Source organism: Nocardioides panacis (assembly GCF_019039255.1).
GTDB classification, from domain to species: Bacteria; Actinomycetota; Actinomycetes; order Propionibacteriales; family Nocardioidaceae; genus Nocardioides_B; species Nocardioides_B panacis.
Genome location: NZ_CP077062.1, coordinates 780,270 through 801,543 on the forward strand (window position 1 = coordinate 780,270; position 21,274 = coordinate 801,543).

The 21,274-nt window shown below is 73.7% G+C and carries 18 protein-coding genes; 8 read left to right on the plus strand and 10 right to left on the minus strand.

Going from position 1 to position 21,274, the window contains the following annotated elements; all coding sequences use genetic code 11:
• The first annotated feature begins 1 nt into the window (after position 1).
• Positions 2-1,111, plus strand: a complete 1,110-nt coding sequence (mnmA, locus tag KRR39_RS03910; protein WP_216940832.1) for a tRNA 2-thiouridine(34) synthase MnmA — start codon at positions 2-4, stop codon at positions 1,109-1,111.
• Positions 1,108-2,094 carry a methionine synthase gene (locus KRR39_RS03915; RefSeq protein WP_254185500.1) on the plus strand — a complete coding sequence of 329 codons (987 nt, stop codon included), beginning with the start codon at positions 1,108-1,110 and terminating at the stop codon, positions 2,092-2,094. Before mnmA ends, KRR39_RS03915 begins: the two co-directional genes overlap by 4 nt.
• A 61-nt stretch (positions 2,095-2,155) precedes the next feature.
• Here KRR39_RS03915 and KRR39_RS03920 read toward each other — a convergent pair whose 3' ends face one another.
• From KRR39_RS03920 to KRR39_RS03930, 3 genes are all read right to left on the minus strand, one after another.
• Positions 2,156-3,754: an MFS transporter gene (locus KRR39_RS03920; RefSeq protein WP_216940833.1), complete on the minus strand. Its 1,599-nt coding sequence runs from the start codon at positions 3,752-3,754 to the stop codon at positions 2,156-2,158.
• On the minus strand, positions 3,751-4,386 hold the full coding sequence (locus KRR39_RS03925; RefSeq protein ID WP_216940834.1) for a TetR/AcrR family transcriptional regulator: 636 nt from the start codon (positions 4,384-4,386) through the stop codon (positions 3,751-3,753). Before KRR39_RS03925 ends, KRR39_RS03920 begins: the two co-directional genes overlap by 4 nt.
• Before the next feature lie 134 nt (positions 4,387-4,520).
• Positions 4,521-5,132, minus strand: a complete 612-nt coding sequence (locus tag KRR39_RS03930; protein WP_216940835.1) for an alpha/beta fold hydrolase — start codon at positions 5,130-5,132, stop codon at positions 4,521-4,523.
• Positions 5,133-5,254: 122 nt separating this feature from the next.
• Here KRR39_RS03930 and ligA point away from each other — a divergent pair, with 122 nt between their 5' ends.
• Complete coding sequence (gene ligA, locus KRR39_RS03935) at positions 5,255-7,387, plus strand: NAD-dependent DNA ligase LigA (protein WP_216940836.1); 2,133 nt, start codon at positions 5,255-5,257, stop codon at positions 7,385-7,387.
• Here ligA and KRR39_RS03940 read toward each other — a convergent pair.
• From KRR39_RS03940 to KRR39_RS03950, 3 genes are all read right to left on the minus strand, one after another.
• On the minus strand, positions 7,372-8,802 hold the full coding sequence (locus KRR39_RS03940) for an FAD-binding oxidoreductase (protein WP_216940837.1): 1,431 nt from the start codon (positions 8,800-8,802) through the stop codon (positions 7,372-7,374). The genes ligA and KRR39_RS03940 overlap by 16 nt on opposite strands.
• Positions 8,803-8,901: 99 nt before the next feature.
• Positions 8,902-9,933 carry a cobalamin B12-binding domain-containing protein gene (locus tag KRR39_RS03945; protein WP_216940838.1) on the minus strand — a complete coding sequence of 344 codons (1,032 nt, stop codon included), beginning with the start codon at positions 9,931-9,933 and terminating at the stop codon, positions 8,902-8,904.
• Entirely contained in the window at positions 9,930-11,150 is a 1,221-nt protein-coding gene (locus tag KRR39_RS03950; protein ID WP_216940839.1) for a PP2C family protein-serine/threonine phosphatase, read from the minus strand. The genes KRR39_RS03945 and KRR39_RS03950 overlap by 4 nt, the downstream gene beginning before the upstream one ends.
• Before the next feature lie 226 nt (positions 11,151-11,376).
• Here KRR39_RS03950 and gatC point away from each other — a divergent pair, with 226 nt between their 5' ends.
• From gatC to gatB, 3 genes are read left to right on the plus strand one after another with little or no spacing between them, the layout of a single operon-like run.
• Positions 11,377-11,676, plus strand: coding sequence for an Asp-tRNA(Asn)/Glu-tRNA(Gln) amidotransferase subunit GatC (gene gatC, locus KRR39_RS03955; RefSeq protein WP_216940840.1), 300 nt, complete (start codon positions 11,377-11,379; stop codon positions 11,674-11,676).
• Positions 11,673-13,196 carry an Asp-tRNA(Asn)/Glu-tRNA(Gln) amidotransferase subunit GatA gene (gene gatA / locus KRR39_RS03960; RefSeq protein WP_216940841.1) on the plus strand — a complete coding sequence of 508 codons (1,524 nt, stop codon included), beginning with the start codon at positions 11,673-11,675 and terminating at the stop codon, positions 13,194-13,196. The genes gatC and gatA overlap by 4 nt, the downstream gene beginning before the upstream one ends.
• Positions 13,193-14,701, plus strand: a complete 1,509-nt coding sequence (gene gatB, locus KRR39_RS03965; protein WP_216940842.1) for an Asp-tRNA(Asn)/Glu-tRNA(Gln) amidotransferase subunit GatB — start codon at positions 13,193-13,195, stop codon at positions 14,699-14,701. Before gatA ends, gatB begins: the two co-directional genes overlap by 4 nt.
• On the opposite strand, the gene KRR39_RS03970 is transcribed toward gatB, so the two are convergent.
• The 4 genes from KRR39_RS03970 to KRR39_RS03985 all read right to left on the minus strand — a co-directional run bounded on the left by KRR39_RS03970 (position 14,691) and on the right by KRR39_RS03985 (position 19,031).
• Complete coding sequence (locus tag KRR39_RS03970) at positions 14,691-15,833, minus strand: DUF1501 domain-containing protein (protein ID WP_216940843.1); 1,143 nt, start codon at positions 15,831-15,833, stop codon at positions 14,691-14,693. The two genes, gatB and KRR39_RS03970, sit on opposite strands and share 11 nt — an antisense overlap.
• Before the next feature lie 167 nt (positions 15,834-16,000).
• Positions 16,001-17,776 carry a DUF1800 domain-containing protein gene (locus KRR39_RS03975; RefSeq protein ID WP_216940844.1) on the minus strand — a complete coding sequence of 592 codons (1,776 nt, stop codon included), beginning with the start codon at positions 17,774-17,776 and terminating at the stop codon, positions 16,001-16,003.
• 70 nt (positions 17,777-17,846) lie between these two features.
• Positions 17,847-18,758 (minus strand): alpha/beta fold hydrolase, encoded by a 912-nt coding sequence (locus KRR39_RS03980; protein ID WP_216940845.1) that lies wholly within the window; start codon positions 18,756-18,758, stop codon positions 17,847-17,849.
• Positions 18,759-18,794: 36 nt separating this feature from the next.
• Positions 18,795-19,031, minus strand: a complete 237-nt coding sequence (locus tag KRR39_RS03985; RefSeq protein ID WP_216940846.1) for a hypothetical protein — start codon at positions 19,029-19,031, stop codon at positions 18,795-18,797.
• Positions 19,032-19,161: 130 nt separating this feature from the next.
• Here KRR39_RS03985 and KRR39_RS26485 point away from each other — a divergent pair, with 130 nt between their 5' ends.
• Together KRR39_RS26485 and KRR39_RS03995 are read left to right on the plus strand one after the other, a co-directional pair.
• Positions 19,162-20,124, plus strand: coding sequence for an NAD(P)-dependent oxidoreductase (locus KRR39_RS26485; protein WP_436972026.1), 963 nt, complete (start codon positions 19,162-19,164; stop codon positions 20,122-20,124).
• 37 nt (positions 20,125-20,161) lie between these two features.
• Complete coding sequence (locus KRR39_RS03995) at positions 20,162-21,265, plus strand: WD40/YVTN/BNR-like repeat-containing protein (protein WP_216940847.1); 1,104 nt, start codon at positions 20,162-20,164, stop codon at positions 21,263-21,265.
• The last annotated feature ends 9 nt before the right edge of the window (positions 21,266-21,274 follow it).

Sequence of the window (21,274 nt, forward strand, 5' to 3'; positions counted from 1 at the left end):
CGTGCGCGTTCTCGCTGCGATGAGCGGCGGAGTGGACTCCGCCGTGGCCGCCGCCCGGGCCGTCGACGCGGGCCACGACGTCACCGGGATCCACCTCGCGCTGTCCCGCAACCCGCAGTCCTACCGGACCGGGGCGCGGGGCTGCTGCACGATCGAGGACTCCAACGACGCGCGGAGGGCCGCCGACGCGATCGGGATCCCGTTCTACGTCTGGGACCTGAGCGACCGGTTCCACGAAGACGTCGTCGAGGACTTCCTGGCGGAGTACTCCTCGGGTCGCACCCCGAACCCCTGCCTGCGCTGCAACGAGAAGATCAAGTTCGCCGCGGTGCTCGACCGGGCGCTCGCACTCGGCTTCGACGCCGTCGCGACCGGTCACTACGCCCAGTTGGTCACCGGGGACGACGGGCTGATCGCGATGCACCGGGCCGTGGACCCGGGCAAGGACCAGTCCTACGTGCTCGGCGTGCTCACCCAGGAGCAGCTCGCACACTCGCTGTTCCCGCTGGGCGACTCCCCGAAGGCCGAGGTGCGGGCCGAGGCGGAGCGCCGCGGCCTGCAGGTCGCCCAGAAGCCGGACAGCCACGACATCTGCTTCATCTCCGACGGCGACACCGCCGGCTGGCTGCGCGAGAAGCTCGGCCCGGACACGCTGACGTCGGGGGAGCTCGTCGACCACGCCAGCGGCGAGGTGCTCGGCAGCCACGACGGCGCGTTCGGGTTCACCATCGGGCAGCGCAAGGGCCTGCGGATCGGCCGGCCCGCCGACGACGGCCGCCCGCGCTACGTCCTGGACATCGAGCCGGTCTCCGGCACGGTGACCGTCGGCCCCCGTGAGGAGCTCACCGTCGACCACATCGAGGGCATCCGGCCGCGCTGGTGCGGCCAAGTCCCCGCCGCGCCGCTGCACGGCACCGTCCAGCTCCGCGCGCACGGCGACGAGCACCGCGCCGTCGTCACCGTCTCGCCCGGCGGCGACGAGGTCGTCGTCGAGCTGCTCGACCCGGCCCAGGGCATCGCCCCCGGCCAGGCCGCCGTCGTCTACGACGGCACCCGCGTCGTGGGCTCCTGCACGATCTCCTCCGCCTCCCGGACGCGGGTCGGCGCGTGACCCGCGCCACCGGCGTCGGGTCGATGCCCGGCACCGACGCGACGGACTACGACCTGGCGGTCAAGGTGGTGCTCGACGAGCTGCCCGACCTGCCGCACGTCCCGGAGCTGCCCGGCCGCGGACCGCACGCCGACCTGACCGGCCGCACGCTGGCCCTCGTCTCCGAGCTCGGTGCCGACCTGCAGCCGGCCGGGTGGCGGCTGACCGACGCCCCGGGCATCGACCAGCGTCGGGCCCGATCGTTGCTGGCGCAGGACCTCGACGCCGTGGAGGAGCAGAGCCAGGGCTACACCGGCACCTTCAAGATCCAGGTGGCCGGCCCGTGGACGCTGGCGGCCACCGTCGAGCGCCCGCGCGGCGACCGGGTGCTGGCCGACCACGGTGCCCGCCGGGAGCTGGCCGAGGCGCTCGCCGAGGGCCTGCGCGACCACGTCGCCGACGTGCGCCGCCGGATCCCTGGCGCCGACCTCCTGGTGCAGGTCGACGAGCCCGCGCTGCCTGCGGTGATGGCCGGGCGCATCCCGACCGCCTCGGGCTTCCACCGGCACCGCTCGGTCGACCCGCCGCGCGCCAGCCCCGCGCTGGAGTGGGTGTTCGCGGCCGTGACCGAGTCGGGGGGCACGCCCGTGGCGCACTGCTGCGCGCCCGACGTGCCGATCTCGCTGCTGACCGGAGCCGGTGCCGCAGGCGTCTCGGTGGACCTCGACGTGCTGCCCACCTCGTCGTACGACGACCTCGCGGTCCTCCTCGAGCAGGGCCGGCCGGTGCACCTCGGGGTGGTCCCGACCACCGCGCCGGCGCGACCGCTCTCCGACGGCACCGTCACCGAGCGGGTGCTCCGGCTGCTCGACATGCTCGGCCTCGACCCGCAGTCCGCCGCGTCCCTGGTGGTCACCCCGGGCTGCGGCCTGGCGGGTGCGGACCCGGAGTGGGCGCGCCGGGCCCTCCACCTGTGCCGGCAGGTCGCCTCCGCCCTGGCATGACGAGAGCCCCGCCGCCCGGAGGCAGCGGGGCTCACGCGCGAGCGGTGCGGAGCAGGGCGGCTCAGTGGACCGCGACGCCCTCGGGTGCCTCGTCGGTGGCCAGGTCCTCGTGACGCGCGTTGAGGAAGACCAGCGCGATCACGGTGCCGAGCCAGATCATCCCGGCGCCGGTGAGGAACGCGTGCGTCGCGCCCTCGGTGAACGCCACCTGCCCGATGAGGGTCTGCATCTGCTGCGCCTTGTCCGGGTCGACGGCGCCGTTCGCCGCGGACTGGGCCGAGGCGGAGAGCGAGGCGACCTTGTCGGAGGTGAAGTGCACCGCGACCGTGGACAGCGTGGCCAGGCCGAGCGCACCGCCGACCTGCTGCATGGTGTTCAGCACGCCGGAGCCGATGCCCGAGTCCCGCGCCCCCACGCCGTGCACGGCGGTCAGGGTGAGCGGCACGAACGTCATGCCCATGCCGAGCGACATCATGATGATGAACGGCAGGATGTCGCTGGCGTAGTGCGCGTCGACCGACAGGGTCGCCAGCGAGTCGTCGTAGGGCAGCCGGGAGAAGCCGAACAGCGCGGTGCCGGCCAGCGCGGTGCCGAAGCCGGCGAGCCAGCGCGGGTCGACCTTCTCGATGAGCTTCGAGGAGACCGTGGCCGCCACGATGATGCCGGCGCTGAACGGCAGGAACGCGACGCCGGTCTTCAGCGGCGAGAAGCCCATCACGTTCTGCACGAACTGGGACAGGAAGTAGAACATCGCGAACATCGCCGCCGGGACCAGCATCATCACCACGAAGCTCGTGGCGCGGGTGCGGTTGGCGAGGATCCGGAACGGCAGCAGCGGGTGCTCGACGCTGCGCTCGATGAGCACGAACGCGGCGAGCAGCAGCACGCCGGCGGCCAGCGAGGCCAGGGTCCAGCCGTCGCCCCAGCCGTAGCGGGGGTCGCCGGCGCGGGTCAGGCCGTAGACGATGCCGACCAGGCCGAGCGTCCCGGACAGGGCGCCGGGCAGGTCGAGCTCACCGGGGTGCGACTCGCTCTCGGCGAGCAGCCGCGGCGCGGCGAACGCGGCGGCCAGGCCGATCGGCACGTTGATCAGGAACGTGAGGCGCCAGCCGTCGACGACGTGGCCGAAGAAGGTCGGCTCGAGGCCGGTCAGCCAGCCGCCGAGCACGAGACCGACGGCGGCGCCCGCCCCGGACATGGCGGCGTAGATGGAGAACGCGCGGTTGCGCTCCGGTCCGGCCGGGAACGTCGTGGTGATCAGCGCGAGGGCGGCGGGCGAGGCGATCGCCGCACCGAGGCCCTGCAGGCCCCGGGCGCCGAGGAGCAGGCCCTCGTTGGTGGCCAGGCCGCCGAGCAGCGACGCGACGGCGAAGACCACGACGCCGACCATCAGCATCCGGCGGCGCCCGTAGAGGTCGCCGAGCCGGCCGCCGAGCAGCAGCAGGCCGCCGAAGGCCAGCGAGTAGCCGGTGACGATCCAGGAGAGGTTCGCCTGGGAGATGTCGAGGTCGTTCTTGATGAACGGGAGGGCGATGTTGGCGATGGTCGCGTCGAGCACGACCATCAGCTGGGCCACCGAGATGAGCACGAGGGCCCATCCCAGGTGGCGGTGGCCGTGGCCGGAGACGGACTCGGCCTCGGGAGTGGTTGCGGTCGTCATGCGGTTCCTTCTTCGGGGGTGCGGGGCGTGGGGGAGTGGCGGGTCGCGGCGGGCAGGATGATCTGGTCCACGACCTGGGCCACGGTCTTCTCGTCGGCGGGCAGTCCCAGCACGAAGCTGCGGTGCAGGACGATCCCCGCCAGGGCAGGGGCCAGCAGGTCGAGGTCCAGGTCGGCGGTGATCTCGCCGCGGTCCCGGGCGCGCTCGAAGACGGCGCGGGTGGTCTCGATCTTGGGGCCGAGGACGCGGGTGCGGAACTCCTCGGCGAAGTCGGGGTCGTGGTGCAGGGCGGTGATGACACCCGCCATCACCTGGGCGGAGCGCTGGTCGGTGAGACCGCCGTGGCTGCAGGACATCTGCACCAGGTCGTCGCGGAGGTTCCCGGTGTCCGGGTCGGGGGTCTGGAGGGCCTCCTTGGACCGCAGGATCGCGTCGACGACCAACGAGGGCTTGTCGGTCCAGCGCCGGTAGAGCGTGGCCTTGCTGGCCTTCGCCTGGCTGGCGACGGCGTCCATGGTCATCCGGTCGTAGCCGACCTCGGCGAGCAGGTGCAGCGCGGCGTCGAGGATCTCCGACTCGCGCTCGCCCTCGACCCGCGGTCGGGTGCCGCCGGTCTTCCTGGTCTGCGTCATGGTCCCCGTCCCCTGGCTGCGTGGCCCGGCCGTTGACACGGATGAAACGAAACGGTTTCGTTTCATCAAGGAACCATAGACGTGCATGCGTGCTGCACGCAAATGAATTCTGGGTAACAGCCCGCGCCGGCCCGTCAGGCGGGCAGGGACACGCCCAGCTGGGCCAGGGACCGGCTGACCGCGAACGCGTTCCAGCCCGGGATGTCGCGGAACATGTAGTGCCCGACCCGGCCGCGGTCCACGAGCTCCACCGACGAGGCGACCTCGCGCGCGGCGTGGCAGAACGCCCGGGTCTGCCGGAAGGAGGTGATCTTGTCGCTGCGCCCGTGCGCCGCCGCGAACGCCTTGCCGGCCAGCGGGCCGACGGGCTCGCCCGGCGGCAGCCACGGCGCCAATGCCACGACGCCGACCACGCTCGGGTCGTCGGCCACCGCGACCGCCGTACGCCCGCCCATGGAGTGGCCGAGGAGCACGACCGGGACGTCGCCGAGCTCGCGGCGGACCTCGTCGAGCGCCCAGCGGGCGTCGGGGACCGGCGACGGGGGAGAGGCGACCCGCTCGTTCCAGCCGCGGACCGCGTAGCGCAGCAGCCACACGCTCGCCCCGGCGCGGTTCAGCCGGCCGGACACGTGCTCGCCCATCCAGCGCGCGCGGCGCCAGGACGCGGAGCCGTCGTCGACCTCGGTGAGGCCGTCGGCCTTGCCGCCGTGCAGCATCAGCACCAGGCCCTCGGGGCGGCCGGTCACGTCGTGGCGGGTCAGGGGAGGGGGCAGGCACGGGTCGATCCTTTCGCTCGGTCCCCGGCAGTTCGCCGCGCGCGCCCCCCGTGGATGGGTGGGCTGTCGGCGCGGCACGGCAAGATAGGCGTATGCCGCAGCCCGCCCTCCCTTCGCCGGAGGCCCGCGACGAGCACCGCGCCCTGTCCGAGCAGATCGAGGACGCCCGGTGGCGCTACTACGTGCTCGACGACCCGACCCTGTCCGACCACGACTTCGACGTGCGGATGCGCCGTCTCGAGGAGCTCGAGGAGGAGTTCCCCGAGCTGCGCACCCCGGACTCGCCGACCCAGAAGGTCGGCGGCGCGGTCTCCACGGAGTTCACCGCCGTGGACCACCTCGAGCCGATGATGAGCCTGGACAACGCGTTCTCCTACGAGGAGCTGGAGAGCTGGCGGGCGCGGCTGGCCCGCGACGGCGTCACCGACCCGGCGATGCTCTGCGAGCTCAAGGTCGACGGGCTGGCGATCAACCTGCTCTACGAGCACGGCCGGCTGGTCCGCGGCGTCACCCGCGGCGACGGCCGGACCGGCGAGGACGTCAGCCCCAACGTCCGCACGATCGGCAACGTCCCGCACCGGCTGACCGGCACCGAGGACTACCCGGTGCCGACCCGGGTCGAGGTGCGCGGCGAGGTGTTCCTCCCCGTGCAGGCCTTCGAGCGGCTCAACGAGTCGATGCGGGACGCCGGCCGCCCGGTGTTCGCCAACCCGCGCAACGCCGCGGCCGGCTCGCTGCGGCAGAAGGACCCGCGGGTCACCGCCACCCGCGACCTGGCGATGGTTTGCCACGGGCTCGGCCTGCGCGAGGGCTTCACCCCGACCACCCAGTCGCAGTCCTACGCCGCGCTGAAGGCCTGGGGGCTGCCGACCAGCGACCGCGCCCGGGTGCTCCCGGACCTGGAGGCCGTCGAGGCGTTCATCGAGCACTACGGCGAGCACCGGCACGACGTGGAGCACGAGATCGACGGCGTGGTGATCAAGGTCGACGACGTCAACCTGCAGCGCCGCCTGGGCTCCACCAGCCGCGCGCCGCGCTGGGCGATCGCCTACAAGTACCCGCCCGAGGAGGTCAACGCCCGGCTGCTGGCCATCGAGGTGAACACCGGCCGCACTGGCCGGGTCACGCCGTTCGGGGTGATGGAGCCGACCCGGGTGGCCGGGTCGACCGTCGAGCGGGCCACCCTGCACAACGCCCACGAGGTCCAGCGCAAGGACGTCCGGCCGGGCGACACGGTGGTGCTGCGCAAGGCCGGCGACGTGATCCCGGAGATCGTCGGGCCGGTGCTGGCGCTGCGCCCCGAGGGGCTCGAGCCCTGGGTGATGCCGACCACCTGCCCGTCCTGCGGCACCGAGCTGGTCCAGCAGAAGGAGGGCGACAAGGACCTGCGCTGCCCCAACCACCGCAAGTGCCCCGCCCAGCTGCTCGACCGGGTGTTCCACGTCGCGGGCCGGGGCGCCTTCGACATCGAGGGGCTCGGCTCCGAGGCGGCCTTCGCGCTGCTCGATGCCGGCGTCATCGAGGACGAGGGCGACGTGTTCTTCCTCGACGAGGCCAAGCTGCTCCGCGCACCGCTGTTCACCCGCGCCCCCAAGAAGGGCGAGGGCGACGACCCGGTGCTGTCGGCCAACGGGCGGCGGCTGCTGGAGAACCTCGACGACGCCAAGAAGCGGCCGCTGTGGCGGGTGGTCGTCGGGTTGTCCATCCGGCACGTCGGACCGACCGCGGCCCGCGCGCTGGCCACCGAGTTCGGGTCCATGCGGGCCATCGAGGACGCCGACCACGCCGCGCTCGCGGACGCCGAGGGCGTCGGGCCGACGATCGCCGACGCCGTCGTGGAGTGGTTCGCGGTGGACTGGCACCGGGAGATCGTGCGCAAGTGGCGCGAGGCCGGCGTCACGATGGCCGACGAGCGCGACGAGTCCGCGCCGCGCACGCTCGCCGGCCTGAGCATCGTGGTGACCGGCTCGCTGGTCGACTTCAGTCGCGACCAGGCCAAGGAGGCGATCCTGGCCCGGGGCGGCAAGGCGGCCGGCTCGGTGTCGAAGAAGACCGACTTCGTGGTCGTCGGCGAGTCCCCCGGGTCCAAGCACGACAAGGCCGTGCAGCTCAAGGTGCCGGTGCTCGACGAGGACGGCTTCCGGGTGCTGCTGTCCGACGGCCCGGACGAGGCCCGGGCCGTCGCTCAGGTGGGCGACCAGGTCGGCGATCAGGTCCGGGACTGACGCGGCACCCTGGCTTCCGGGGTCCAGCCGGTCGGCGGGACGTTGTGGTTCGACCGGAACAGGTTGCCCGGGTCCCAGACGTCCTTGAGCCCGACCAGGCGCTGGTACTTCTCCTCCCCGAAGCCGGACTTAACGTCCGCGATCGACGTACCGGGCTCGAAGTTGAGGTAGGTGCCGCCCGTGGTCGCGGTGGCCACGGCCGCGGAGAACTCCTGCACCCAGGCCATCTCGTGCTCGGTCTCGGCCGGGGTCGCCCAGCAGGCGATCGGGTGCGCCATGTAGGCGGAGTCCCGGTGCCCGGCCGCCGTCGCGTCCTCGGGCACCCGGGAGACCGCGCCGCCGTGCCGGAACAGGATGCCCTGGGTCATCGGCGAGCCGATGTGCCGGCCGGCCTGCAGGAACGGCTCGATGATGCCGTCGTCCAGCGCGGCCAGGTGCAGGCCGCGGTGGTAGTTCATCCAGCCCTTCGGGGCGAACCCGTCGAGCATCGCCTGGAACGCCGTGTAGGGCATCGGCTGCACCAGGTCCATGCCGTGCGCGGTCAGGTCGCGCAGCGGGCGGACGAACGCCTCGCCGTCACCGGGCTCGCCCACCCAGAGCGCGATCACGCCGAGCACCGGCGAGCCGACCAGCTCCGGCGGGACGAACGGCTCCGGCGGCGCGAGGACGGTCGCCACCGCGGTGACCAGCTGCTCGGGGGCCCGCTCGACGTACTCCCGGTAGCCGGCCACGACCTCGGCGGCCTGGTCGTCGTTGGGCACGATCAGCATGCCGGCGAGCATCGCCGGCGGCACCGGGTGGGTGCGCAGCTCGTAGGACGTGACGACGCCGAAGTTGGCGCCGGCGCCGCGCAGCCCCCACAGCAGGTCGCTGTTCTCGTCCTCGGTGGCCCGCACCAGCCGGCCGTCGGCGGTGACCACGTCGGCGGCGACCAGGTTGTCGCAGGTCAGGCCGTGCACCGGGGACAGCCAGCCGTACCCGCCGCCGAGGCAGAAGCCGCCCACCCCGGTGGTGGTGACCCGGCCGCCGGGGGTGGCCCGTCCGGTCAGCGCGACGTCGCGGTCGTACTCGCCCCACAGCGCGCCGCCCTCCGCGACGGCGGTGCCCCGCGCCGGGTCGGAGTGCACGCCCTTCATCGCGGAGAGGTCGATCAGCACGCCGCCCTCGGCCAGTGAGGTGCCGGCGACGCCGTGGCCGCCGCAGCGCACCGACAGGGGCAGACCCGTCTCCCGGGCGTAGGTGACGGCGTCGATCACGTCGGCGGCGCCGTGCGGACGCGCGATCAGCACCGGCCTCCGGTCGATGCTGCCGTTGTAGATCGCCCGGGCCGCGTCGTAGTCGCGGTCACCGGGCCGGATGGTGCTGCCCTGGAACGCGGCGTCGAGGGTGAGCTCGGTCGTGCGTGTGTCGGACATGGCGGGTCTCCCTGAGGACGGTGTTCCCCCCCCGGCGTATCGAGCCAACGCCGGTGCCCCGGTCACGGTCAATGGGTCAGACGGGCCCGCCCGTCCGGGTCAGCGCGGTGGCGGGACGCCGTCGAGCAGCCGGGTCGCGGCCGGCAGGTCGTGCAGCGCGTCGGCCAGGGCGTCGCGCAGCGCCGTACCGGTGCCGGCGGGGGCGTCGCGGTTCCCGAGCACCAGCTCGCCCCAGGCCAGGGCGTCGGAGACGACACGCGGGTCGTCGCAGACCAGCGCCCCCGCCACGCTGCCGACCAGGTGCGGCAGCTGGTCGTCCAGTACCCGCCGCCAGCCGTGCGCGTGCCCCTCGGCCGGGTCGGCGTCGAGCGACCGCAGCACCCTGCGGGACACCTCGTCGGCGAGCGACTCCCGGGCGGCGAAGACGACGAAGGCCTCCTCGGCGCCGTCGTGGGTCAGCGGCGGGGCCGGGGGTACGGCGGTCGGCAGCCCGGCCAGCGCCTCGGCGACGTCGGTGGCGCCGGTGGCGAAGGCCGTCGCGCCGAGGACCCGGGCCCGGTGACCGCCGGCGTCGAACGCCGAGCCGCCCACCACCACTGGGGTGCCGGTCTCGCGCACCGCCTCGATCTCCCGCCGGGTGAGCGGCAGGAACGAGGAGAGCGCACAGCTCAGCAGCACCGCGCTCGGGCCGGTGTCGTGGATGTGCCGGACCAGCCCCTGGGAGGAGGAGTTCGCGCCGAGGTAGCTGACCGCGAAGCCGCTCGCACGCAGCTGCTCGGTGATCATCAGGGCGGGCAACGCGTGCCACTCCTGCTCCACGCAGGACACCACCACCGAGGGGGCGTCCTCCGGGGCCCGCGCCTGCTCCTCGCGCTCGACGGCCAGCGTGGTCAGCACCGCCTCGCTGATCGCGGTGGCCGCGTGCTCCTGCGCCACGCTCCAGCTGTCGGAGACCCACAGCTCGCCGACCCGCAGCTGGGCCGGGGCGATGAGCCGCAGGATCAGCTCCAGCAGCTCGTGCCCCTCGGCGCGCAGCGCCCGGGCCTGCTGCAGGGCGCCGGAGCGGTCGCCCCGGTTCAGCGCCGAGAGGTACTCCTCCACCTGCTGCCCCCAGGCGACCTCGGTGGTCACCGCTCGCCGATCGACTGCACCGCGAGGATCGCGATGTCGTCGTGCGCCCGGTCGCGCAGGTGCGTGGACAGCGCGACCGCGACACTCTCGACCTGGGCGGTCACGTGGCAGGCACCGGTCGCCAGCAGCACCTCGCGCATCCTGTCGTCGCCGAACCGGGTGCGGTGGCCCGGGGCCTCGGCGACCCCGTCGGTGTAGAACAGGCAGGTCTCGCCCTCGGCGAGCTCGATGCTGACCGAGGTGTAGGTCGAGCTCGGGAGCAGGCCGAGCACCGTGCCGGACACCGGCACCTGCTCCACCGACCCGTCGCGCCGCACGACGAGGGGCTCGGGGTGGCCGGCGGAGGCGATGTCGAGGTGCAGCACGTCGCCGACCTTGCGGCCCCGCGCGCACACGGCGGTCACGAACGTCTCGTCGGAGTCGGACACCAGGGTGCGGTTGGCCAGGTCGAGGACCCGGCTCGGGTCCCGGTCCACGAGCGAGGCGGTGCGCACGGCCTGGCGCACCTTGCCGGTGAGCACCGCCGCCTCGACGCCCTTGCCGCAGACGTCGCCCACCACGGCGGTCCAGCCGTCGTCGTCCCCGTGCACGTCGTAGAAGTCGCCGCCGAGGGCCTCCTGCTCGTAGGCCACCCGGTAGTAGGTGCCGAACGCGACACCTGCGAGGTCGGGCAGGCTCGGCGGCACGAGCTCGCGGGACAGCACGGTGGCGACGCGGCGCGACTCGGCCAGCGCCCGGGTGGTGTCCAGCGTGACCGCGACCCGGTGGGCGAAGTCCTCGAGGAACGCGACGGCCCGCTCGTCGAAGCCGTTGCCGCAGCGCTGGGCGATCGTCAGGGCGCCGTACGTCGTCCCGCGGGCCGACATCGCGATGGTCAGCAGATCCATCGGCCGGATCGACGTGAGCGACCCGCGCAGCGTCTCGGAGGGCACCGCGGAGGCCAGCGTGGCGCTGTCGGTGTCGCCGCCGTCGGGGACCATCAGGAGGTCGGTGGCGCCGGTGAACAGCGCCCGTCCCAGGCTGGAGGACTCCGGCACGTCCTCGACCGGGAGCCGGCCGGTGAGCAGCCGGCCGTCCGGGCCGCGGGAGCGGAACCGGAGCTGGCTGCGGTCGACCAGGGTGATCTGCGCCCAGTCGACGACCGGGCCGACCAGCATCTCCAGCACCAGGTCGACGGCGCGGTCGGTGTGCAGGGCGCCGGACAGCCCCCGGGCCACCCGGGCGAGGTACGCCGCCCGGTCGGCGGCCTGCTGCAGCTGCTCCTGGACACGGGCGCCCTCGGCAGGGGCCAGCAGGCACGGCTGCGTGCCGGGGGGAGCCGTCGCTCACGGGTGGGTCCTTTCCAGGTCGTTGAAAACTCTACCTGCCCCGCGGACGGCGGCGGCGGGTCCGCGGCGGACGCCGGGGAGCGGCCGCCGGGGGCCGTTCCCTAGGATGAGAGGTATGCCTGACATCAGCCGCGACGAGGTCTCGCACCTCGCCGATCTGGCGCGTATCGACCTGTCCGCCGAGGAGCTCGACCACCTCGCCCCCCAGCTGGCCGTGATCCTGGAGTCCATCGCCTCGATCTCGGAGGTGGCCGCCGACGACGTCCCGCCGACGTCGCACGCGCTGCCCCTGACGAACGTCTTCCGCGAGGACGTGGCCCGGCCCGGGCTGACCGCCGAGCAGGCGCTCTCCGGCGCCCCCGAGGTCGAGCAGCAGCGGTTCAGCGTGCCGCGGATCCTGGAGGACGAGGCATGAGCGACCTGACCCGCCGCACCGCCGCCGAGCTCGCCGACGCGCTCGCCGCCGGCGAGACCACCTCGGTGGAGCTCACCCAGGCCCACCTCGACCGGATCGCCGCCGTCGACGGGGCCGTGCACGCGTTCCTGCACGTCGACCCCGAGGGGGCGCTGGCCGCGGCCCGCGCCGCCGACGAGCGCCGGGCGTCCGGTTCGGTCGCCTCCGCGCTGGACGGCGTCCCGATCGCGGTCAAGGACGTCCTGGCCACCGAGGGCCTGCCCACGACCTGCGGCTCACGGATCCTCGAGGGCTGGGTGCCGCCGTACGACGCCACCGTGGTCGCCCGGCTGCGCGCAGCCGGCCTGCCGATCCTCGGCAAGACCAACATGGACGAGTTCGCGATGGGCTCCTCCACCGAGCACTCGGCCTACGGCCCCACCCACAACCCGTGGGACCTCGACCGGATCCCCGGGGGCTCGGGCGGTGGCTCGGCCGCCGCGGTGGCCGCCTTCGAAGCGCCGCTCGCGCTCGGCACGGACACCGGCGGCTCGATCCGGCAGCCCGGCGCGGTCACCGGCACCGTCGGGGTGAAGCCGACCTACGGCGGGGTCTCGCGCTACGGCCTCGTCGCGCTCGCCAACTCCCTGGACCAGGCCGGCCCGGTCACCCGGACGGTCCTCGACGCGGCGCTGCTGCACGAGGTCATCGGCGGCCACGACCCCAGGGACTCCACCTCCATCGACCAGCCGCTCCCCAAGGTGGTCGAGGCCGCCCGGCAGGGCGCCAGCGGCGACATGCAGGGCGTGCGGCTCGGCGTGATCAAGGAGCTGCGCGGCGAGGGCTACCAGGCCGGCGTCCAGCAGCGCTTCGACGAGGCCGTGCAGCTACTCGTGGACGCCGGGGCCGAGGTCGTCGAGGTGTCCTGCCCGTCGTTCGTGCACGCCCTGGCCGCCTACTACCTGATCCTGCCGGCCGAGGCGTCCTCGAACCTCGCGAAGTTCGACGCGATGCGCTACGGCCTGCGGGTGCTGCCCGAGGGCGTCGACTCGCCGAGCGCCGAGGACGTGATGCGCGCCACCCGGGACCGCGGCTTCGGCGACGAGGTCAAGCGCCGGATCATCATCGGCACCTACGCCCTGTCCAGCGGCTACTACGACGCCTACTACGGGCAGGCCCAGAAGGTCCGCACGCTGATCAGCCGGGACTTCGAGGCGGCCTTCGGGTCGGCCGACGTGCTGCTCTCCCCGACGGCGCCGACGACCGCGTTCAAGCTGGGCGAGAAGCTCGACGACCCGGTGGCGATGTACCTCAACGACCTCGCCACCATCCCGGCGAACCTGGCCGGCGTCCCCGGCATCTCGGTGCCGAGCGGGCTCGCCGACGAGGACGGCCTGCCGACCGGCGTACAGGTGCTCGCCCCGGCGATGGCCGACGACCGGGTCTACCGGGTCGGTGCGGCCCTGGAGACCCTGCTGCACGCGAAGTGGGGCGGCCCGCTGCTCGACCGTGCCCCGACCCTCGAGGAAGTGTCTGCATGAGCACGACGACGCGCGAGGCGGTCCTCTCCTTCGAGGACGCCCTGGAGAAGTTCGACCCGACGTTGGGCCTGGAGGTGCACGTCGAGCTGAACACGAACTCGAAGATGTTCTGCCCGTGCCCCACGGAGTTCGGCGCCGAGCCGAACACCCAGGTCTGCCCGACCTGCCTGGGCCTGCCGGGCGCGATGCCGGTGGTGAACCGCACGGCGGTCGAGTCCGCGATGCGGATCGGCCTGGCGCTGAACTGCTCCATCGCCGAGTGGTGCCGGTTCGCCCGGAAGAACTACTTCTACCCGGACATGCCGAAGAACTTCCAGACCTCGCAGTACGACGAGCCGATCGCCTTCGACGGCTACCTCGACGTCGACGTGGACGGCGAGGTCGTCCGGGTCGAGATCGAGCGCGCGCACATGGAGGAGGACACCGGCAAGTCGCTGCACGTCGGCGGCGCCACCGGTCGCATCCACGGCGCCGACCACTCGCTGGTCGACTACAACCGGGCCGGCATCCCGCTGATCGAGATCGTCACCAAGACGATCCCGGGCACCCGCGAGAAGGCCCCGCTCGTCGCCAAGGCGTACGTCGCCCAGCTGCGCGACGTGCTGCTCGGCCTCGGCGTGTCCGACGTACGCATGGAGCAGGGCTCGCTGCGCTGCGACGTGAACCTCTCGCTCGCCCCGGCCGGCTCGGGGTCCCTGGGCACCCGCACCGAGACCAAGAACGTCAACTCGCTGCGCTCGGTCGAGCGGGCGGTGCGCTACGAGATCGGGCGGCACGCCGCCGTGCTGAGCTCGGGCGGGTCGATCCTGCAGGAGACCCGGCACTGGCACGAGGACACCGGGGTCACCACCTCGGGCCGCGAGAAGTCCGACGCCGAGGACTACCGCTACTTCCCCGAGCCCGACCTGGTGCCGGTGGCGCCGTCGCGCGAGTGGGTCGAGGAGCTGCGCGCCGCGCTGCCCGAGCCGCCGCGCGAGCGTCGCGCCCGGCTGCAGCAGGACTGGGGCTTCAGCGAGCTGGAGATGCGCGACACCGTCGGGGCCGGCGCGCTCGGCCTGGTCGAGGAGACCATCGCCGCGGGTGCCTCGCCGGCGACCGCGCGCAAGTGGTGGCTCTCGGAGCTGGCCCGTCGCGCCAACGAGCAGGGCGTGGACCTGGCCGGGCTGCCGGTGACCCCCGCGCAGGTCGCCCGCGTCCAGGCGTTGGTCGACGAGGGCAGGATCAACGACAAGCTGGCCCGCCAGGTGCTCGACGGCGTGCTCGCCGGCGAGGGCACGCCCGACGAGGTCGTGGAGTCCCGCGGCCTGGCCGTGGTCTCCGACGAGGGCGAGCTGTCCGCAGCGGTCGACCGGGCCATCGCGGCGAACCCGGACGTGGCCGACAAGATCCGCGACGGCAAGGTCGCGGCGGCGGGCGCGCTGATCGGCGCGGTGATGAAGGAGATGCGCGGCCAGGCCGACGCCGGCCGGGTCCGCGAGCTGATCCTCGCCAAGCTCAGCGCATGAGGCCGAGCGGGGCGTAGCCGAGCCCGGGGAAGACGCCCGCGAGCGACCGCTCGGGGAAGCGGCGGGTGATCACCTCGGCGAGCACGTTGCGGTAGTCGGTGGTCACCTGGAGGTCCGCGTCGACCTGCGTGCCGGTGCCCAGGCCGGGCCAGCTGCCGTAGTACCTCCCGCCCCGCACGCCGGCGCCGGCCAGCAGCATCATGTTGCCCCAGCCGTGGTCGAGGCCGCGGTTGCCGTTCTCCTTGACGCGGCGGCCGAACTCGCTGATCGTCACCACGGTGACCCGGTCGCGCAACGGACCGAGGTCGCGCAGGAAGGCCGACAGCACCCGGGCCAGCGCGCCGGTCATGCTCCGCATGTTGCCCCACTCGGTGGTGCCGTAGTCCGAGTGCATGTCCCACGAGCCGAAGTCGATGGCGACCGCGCTGGTGCCGAGGTCCGCCTTGATCAGCTGGGCGGTGTCCTGGAGGGCGTCGGCGAGGTCGCGGTCCGGCCAGGTCGTCGGGTAGGTCACGCCGGGCGTCGGCACGTAGTCCGCGGCCGCGGTCGGCGCGAGCAGGTCGACGGTGCGGGTGGCCGAGGCGTAGGCGCCGGCCAGGGCCGGCGTGCTCGCCCCCGCCCACATGCGGTCGAGCTCGGTCCGGCGGCGCTGCCCCCAGACGTTGGCGTCGGCCCCGACCAAGGAGATGTCCGACAGCCGCCCGGCGGCGAGGGTGGGCGCCGCGCCGTACAGCTCGGTGGGCACCACCGAGGTGCCGAGCTGGACGGCCTCGGACGGGTCGTCGGTGGCGTCCTGGCCGATCATCCGGTTGATCCAGCCGCGGCGCACCGACGAGCCGGGGTCGGCGTCCTCGATCTCCTCCATCGCCGAGAAGTGCGACCGGTTCGGCACCGGCAGCCCGACGGCGTGCACGGCCGCCAGCTCGCCGGCGTCCCAGAGCCAGGTCAGCGGCGCCATCTGCGGGTGCAGCCCGAACATCGCGTCGGCCGCGACCAGGCTGGCCTTGGGCAGCGCGATCGTCGGGCGGGCGGTGTAGTACGCCGGGTCGCCGTGCGGGACCACCATGCCGAGGCCGTCGATGCCGCCGCGCAGCGAGAGCACCACCAGCACGTTGCCCCCCGGGTGCGGCACCGAAGGCGGTCTGCCGGAAGGCGTCCCCGAACGTGGTGGTCGCGACGGCGGCGGTGCTCGCCGCGGCCAGGCCGGCGAGGAAGCCGCGGCGGGACAGCCCGGTGGCCTGCTCGTACTCACGGCAGCACGCCTGCGGGGTCGGGCGGTTCTGTCGCGTCATGGTGTCCTCATCGCCTCATGTGGTCGGGGGAGTCGAGCAGGACGCCCATCACGCGCACGTGCATCCAGCCGACGACCTGGTGGCTCGCGGTGATCACCGTGCTCGCGGGGTAGCCGGTGACGCCGGCGACCGCTGCGACCGTGCGGGCGTCGGCGCGCCTGCCCAGCACCGAGGTGCACAGGTGGTCGACGTACTCGTCGAGCCGGAGGCTGGCCCGCGGGAGCCAGGCGGCGCCGCTCTTGCGGTAGGCCACGTCCTTGGTCGGCCACCACCCGGCCGCGAGGTTCCAGTGCATCCGGAAGGAGTTCAGCATCCGGGTGGCCGAGGCCCACGCGGCGTCGCCGAGCGGCAGCCCGTCGGGGCGCGGCCACTGGTAGAGCAGGGTGGTCTCGGGGAGCCAGATGCACGCCCGGGCGAAGGACTGGCCGTCCGTGGGCGCCGGCACCTGCACGCCCAGCACCCGGCAGGTGGCCACGAAGTCCTCGACCGGGTTGCGCACCAGCGTGCCGCGGCCGGTCAGGAAGTCGGGGTGGGCGACCAGCGCCCGCAGCGTGGCCCTGATGTCGGTGCCGGAGTCGGTGAACGCCTGCGCCACGTGGGCGACCAGCGCGGCGGAGGGCTCGTCGGCGACGAAGTGCCGGCACAGCTTGGTGGCGATCCGGGTGGCGGTGGCGGGGTGGTGCGCGAGGTAGCGCAGGTAGGTCACGCTCAGGGCCGAGCCGTCGGCGGCGGCGTTGGCGTCGGAGAAGCCGAGCACCTGGACGGGGCCGGTGGTGTGCCGCTTGCTGTCGTACGACGGCGCCCAGGTCTTCCAGGCGTCGACGGTGTGGCCCGAGAGCAGCTTGGCGGAGTCCTTCACCATCTGCTCGGTGTAGCCGGCGCCCCGTCCGACGGTGTGCAGCTCGAGCAGCTCGCGGCCCTGGTTCTCGTTGGGGGCGTTCCTCACCGACGTCCAGTTGTCGAGGTACAGCAGCATCGACGGGTGCAGCGAGCAGGCCACGAGGAGGTCCGCGAAGGTCCCCAGGGCGTGGGCGCGGATCGTGTCGTCGTAGGACTTGCGGTAGATCCACGCGCTGTCGTGGTTGGCGTTCACGTGCAGGTGGTTGGACCAGAAGCCGACCAGGTTCTCGAACACCTGCCGGGTCGAGTAGATCTGCCGCAGCATCGAGTAGCCCGCGAAGTCGGCGGCGTACTGCCAGCCGCCCTTGGTGCCCGCCTGGTTGGTCGCCCACTTCGCCGTCGCCGAGGCGTCCATGTCCGGGAAGTAGCCGGGCAGCGCCAGCGCGGCGTCCGACTCCGGCACCGAGGCCGGGTCGAGCTGGGCGTCGAGCCACCCTGCGGGGCCACCCGCGGCGGTCAGCTGCGCGAGGGACGCGGGCGAGAATCCGCAGCCCAGCCGGTTCAGGTAGTGCAGCTCCGCCTCGCCCGCGGGCGGCGTCGTCGCCATCGGCGGCGGCGGCACCGCAGGGGCGACAGCCGGGGTCGGGGTCGTCGGGACCGGTGCCGCCGGCCGGGGCGGCGTCGCGGTCGGCGTGGGGGAGGGCTTCGGCTGGGCGACCGGGGTGCGGGCCTTCGCCCGGGCCCGCGCCCTGGCCCGCGCCCGTGCCTTGGCGCGGGCTCTGGCCCTGGCCCTGGCCCGGGCCGTGCGCCGGCGGGGACGGGTGGCGGCCTCGGCCTCCTCGAGGCCGAGGACCTGCGAGGCCACGGGGCCGCCCACGACCGAGAGCAGCACCCCGGCGGCTCCGCTCAGCAGGCGGCGACGGGTGGGCGTGGGCGTGGACACGTCGTGACCATCGGGACCTGGCGGCCGGGTCTGAAGGGAAAGCGCCCGAAACTTCGCGCTTCGCCCGGGTTCAGCCGCTGACGAGCGCGAGCAGGAGCGCGTGCACCTCGGCGGCCCGCTCGATCTGCAGGAAGTGCGACCCCCGCATCTCGACGTACGTCGACCCGGGGATCCGCTCGGCGGCGGTGCGCATGTCCTGGGCGGAGGCGAGGATGTCGTAGCTCCCGGCCACGAACACCGTCGGCACGGTGACCCGGCTCAGCGACACCCGGTCGTGCCGGGCGGCGGCGCGGGCCAGGTGCATGTACCACTGCACCGGGGTGCTCAGGAACTCCCGGACCGCACGCTCGACCACCGCGAGGTCGGCGTTGGGCATCATGAAGCCGCTGTGCCGCAGCAGGTTCGCGGCCCGTCGCCCGACCGGCAGCCGGGACGTCACCGGGGTCAGCGCCCAGCCGGTGCGGGCCAGCGTGGAGGCCACGCCGATGCTCAGCGGCCGGCGCGCCCAGCGGGGGATCTGCAGGGGCGCCCCCATCGAGGCGAACGTGCCGCCCGGCACGCCCGCGACGGCGAACAGCGCGGTGACCCGCGCGGGGTGCTCCACGGCGAGCTCGAAGGCGGTGTTCACCCCGATCGACCAGCCGATCACCGGGCAGGCGTCCACCTCGGCGTCCGCGAGCACCGCGAGGGCGTCCTCGACGAACGCGGACACGTCCACCCGGCGGCGGTCCGCGGGCCGCTCGGAGCCGCCGATGCCGCGGTGGTTCCAGGAGATCACCCGCACGCCGCAGTCCGAGCGCAGCAGCGCCGGCCACGCGTAGGGGCTGGTGCCCAGCCCGTTGCACAGCAGCACGGTCGGTCCGTCGGCGTCGTTGGTCCAGGCCCGGAGCCGGGTCCCGTCGGCGCTGACGACGTCGTAGAAGCGCAGCGACTCGTGCCCTCCCGGGACGGGGAGGGACACCACGCGCGGAGTGGCCGACATGCGCACAGTCTGCCCGAGGCGCCCCAGTCGGGCGGGTCAGGCCGAGCGGCTCGCCACCCGCTGGCCGGGCACGGCCACCGGCCCGCGCCGGGCGGCGTGCTGGGCGAGGAAGTCCTCCACCTCGAGGAGCTCCCGGCGGCGCTGCGTGAGCGCCGTGCTGGCCACCAATGCGTTGCGCCGCGCCTGCTGCTGGCTGGTCACGTGCCAGGCCGCCATCCGGCGGCCGGCCACCACGAGACGCCGGGGGGTGCGCTGGAGCTGCTGGAGCGTCATGGGGACTCCCGAAGGCTGCTGGACCGGGCGGTGCGGGATGCTGCGAGTACGACGCTAGGACCGAGGTGCTTCTGCCCCGTCAACGCGATGTGACGATCAGGTGAACGTGCCCGGGACCTAGGGTCGGGGGATGACCGACGACCGACCGCTGGTGTGGATCCCGTTCGACGTGCAGGACCTCGGGGGTGCGCCCGACGGGCTGCGCTACGAGACGGTCCGGCCGGAGGGGGACGACGTGCCCTCCTCGGTGGGCGAGGTGCAGTTCTACGTGCCGCCGTACGACCTCGGCGGCGAGCAGGGCGGTCTGCTGGCCCGGATGCCGCGGCTCAAGGTCGTCCAGACCCTGACCGCCGGCGTCGACCACATCCGCAGCCAGATCCCCGACGGCGTGCTGCTGTGCAACGGCCGCGGCATCCACAACGCGTCGACGGCCGAGCTGGCGCTGACCCTGACCCTGGCGTCGCTGCGCGGGATCCCGGGCTTCGTCGAGGACCAGAAGGCCCACCGGTGGAACCAGGGCTGGCGCCCGTCGCTGGCCGACTCGACGGTCCTGATCGTCGGGTACGGCGACATCGGGCACGACATCGAGCGCCGGCTGGAGCCCTTCGAGGTCGACGTGCTGCGGGTGGCCCGGACCGCCCGCGACGGCGTGCACACCCTCGCGGAGCTGCCCGAGCTGCTGCCGCAGGCGGACGTGGTGGTGCTGATCGTGCCGGGCACCAGCGAGACCCGCGGGCTGGTGGACGCCGCCTTCCTAGGCCGGATGAAGCGGGGGGGCGCTGCTGGTCAACGTCGCGCGGGGGCCGGTCGTGGTCACCGACGACCTGGTCGCCGCGCTGGAGTCCGGCCAGGTGCACGCCGCCCTCGACGTCACCGACCCCGAGCCGCTGCCGGCCGACCACCCGCTGTGGTCCGCCCCGAACGTGCTGATCACCCCGCACGTGGGTGGCGCCACCCCGGCGATGTGGCCCCGCGCCCACCGCCTCGTCCGACGCCAGCTCGAGCGCTTCGCGGCGGGCGAGCCCGTCGAGAACGTGATGTCGGGGGAGTACTGAGCGATGAGTTCTCGTCGGTGACCGGGTCTAGGTTGTGAGCAGTCAGCAACCCTGACGAGAGGCGAGGAGCGGCGGATGGCACGAACCGTGCTGATGATCGGCACACGCAAGGGACTCTGGATCGCGAACAGCGACGGCGACGACCGGCGGACGTGGAAGGTGGAGGGCCCCGACGAGCTGCGCAGCGAGGTGCACGCCGTCGCGCTCGACACCGCGAACACCGCGGGCCGTGAGCAGCCCCGCCTGTTCATGGCCAGCAAGCACTGGCACTGGGGGCCGCAGGTGCTGCACAGCGACGACCTCGGCGCGACCTGGGAGAAGGGCGTGGACGGGGCGATCAAGTTCCCCGAGGACACCGGCCGGACGCTCGAGTCGGTCTGGGCGATCGCGCCCTCCCCGTGCGACCCGGACGTGGTCTGGGCCGGCACGGAGCCCTCGGCGCTGTTCAAGTCGACCGACGGCGGCGCCAGCTTCACGATGGTGCGCGCCCTGTGGGACCACCCGCACCGCGAGCAGTGGGGCGCCGGCTTCGGCGGCCAGGCCATCCACACCGTGCTGCCGCACCCCACCGACCCGCAGCAGGTGACCGTCGCGATGTCGACCGGCGGCGTCTACCGCACCTTCGACGGCGGCGAGTCGTGGGCACCGGCCAACCAGGGCATCCGGGCGATCTTCCTGCCGGAGGACGCCCAGTTCCCCGAGTTCGGCCAGTGCGTGCACAAGGTCGCCCGTGACCCGCAGAACCCGGACCGGCTCTACCTCCAGAACCACGGCGGGGTCTACCGCAGCGACGACGGCGCCGACGCGTGGACGTCGATCGCCGACGGCCTGCCCAGCGACTTCGGGTTCCCGGTGGTCGCCCACCCGCACAGGCCCGGCACCGTGTGGGTGTTCCCGCTCGAGGGAGCCGACGGCCGCTTCCCGGTGGAGGGGGCGTGCAGCGTGTGGCGCTCCCGCGACTCCGGCGACACGTGGGAGCCGCTGCGCTCGGGGCTGCCCGACGCGTTCTTCTCCGGCGTGATGCGCGACGCGATGTGCGTGGACGACGCGGCCGAGACCGGCGTCTACTTCGGCAGCCGCGACGGCACGGTGTTCGGCAGCGACGACGAGGGGGACACCTGGCGCCCGGTGGCCGAGCACCTCCCGGACGTTCTCTGCGTGCGCGCGGCCGTCTGCTGACCGGAGGAG

Excerpts from the sequence above, each read along its gene's own strand:
- KRR39_RS03925 (WP_216940834.1), bottom strand. The coding sequence starts at position 4,386 with ATGACGCAGACCAGGAAGACCGGCGGCACCCGACCGCGGGTCGAGGGC.
- KRR39_RS03985 (WP_216940846.1), bottom strand. The coding sequence starts at position 19,031 with ATGACGCTCCAGCAGCTCCAGCGCACCCCCCGGCGTCTCGTGGTGGCC.
- KRR39_RS03995 (WP_216940847.1), top strand. The coding sequence starts at position 20,162 with ATGGCACGAACCGTGCTGATGATCGGCACACGCAAGGGACTCTGGATC.
- KRR39_RS03980 (WP_216940845.1), bottom strand. The coding sequence starts at position 18,758 with ATGTCGGCCACTCCGCGCGTGGTGTCCCTCCCCGTCCCGGGAGGGCAC.
- KRR39_RS26485 (WP_436972026.1), top strand. The coding sequence starts at position 19,162 with ATGACCGACGACCGACCGCTGGTGTGGATCCCGTTCGACGTGCAGGAC.
- ligA (WP_216940836.1), top strand. The coding sequence starts at position 5,255 with ATGCCGCAGCCCGCCCTCCCTTCGCCGGAGGCCCGCGACGAGCACCGC.
- gatC (WP_216940840.1), top strand. The coding sequence starts at position 11,377 with ATGCCTGACATCAGCCGCGACGAGGTCTCGCACCTCGCCGATCTGGCG.
- KRR39_RS03940 (WP_216940837.1), bottom strand. The coding sequence starts at position 8,802 with ATGTCCGACACACGCACGACCGAGCTCACCCTCGACGCCGCGTTCCAG.
- gatA (WP_216940841.1), top strand. The coding sequence starts at position 11,673 with ATGAGCGACCTGACCCGCCGCACCGCCGCCGAGCTCGCCGACGCGCTC.
- KRR39_RS03920 (WP_216940833.1), bottom strand. The coding sequence starts at position 3,754 with ATGACGACCGCAACCACTCCCGAGGCCGAGTCCGTCTCCGGCCACGGC.
- gatB (WP_216940842.1), top strand. The coding sequence starts at position 13,193 with ATGAGCACGACGACGCGCGAGGCGGTCCTCTCCTTCGAGGACGCCCTG.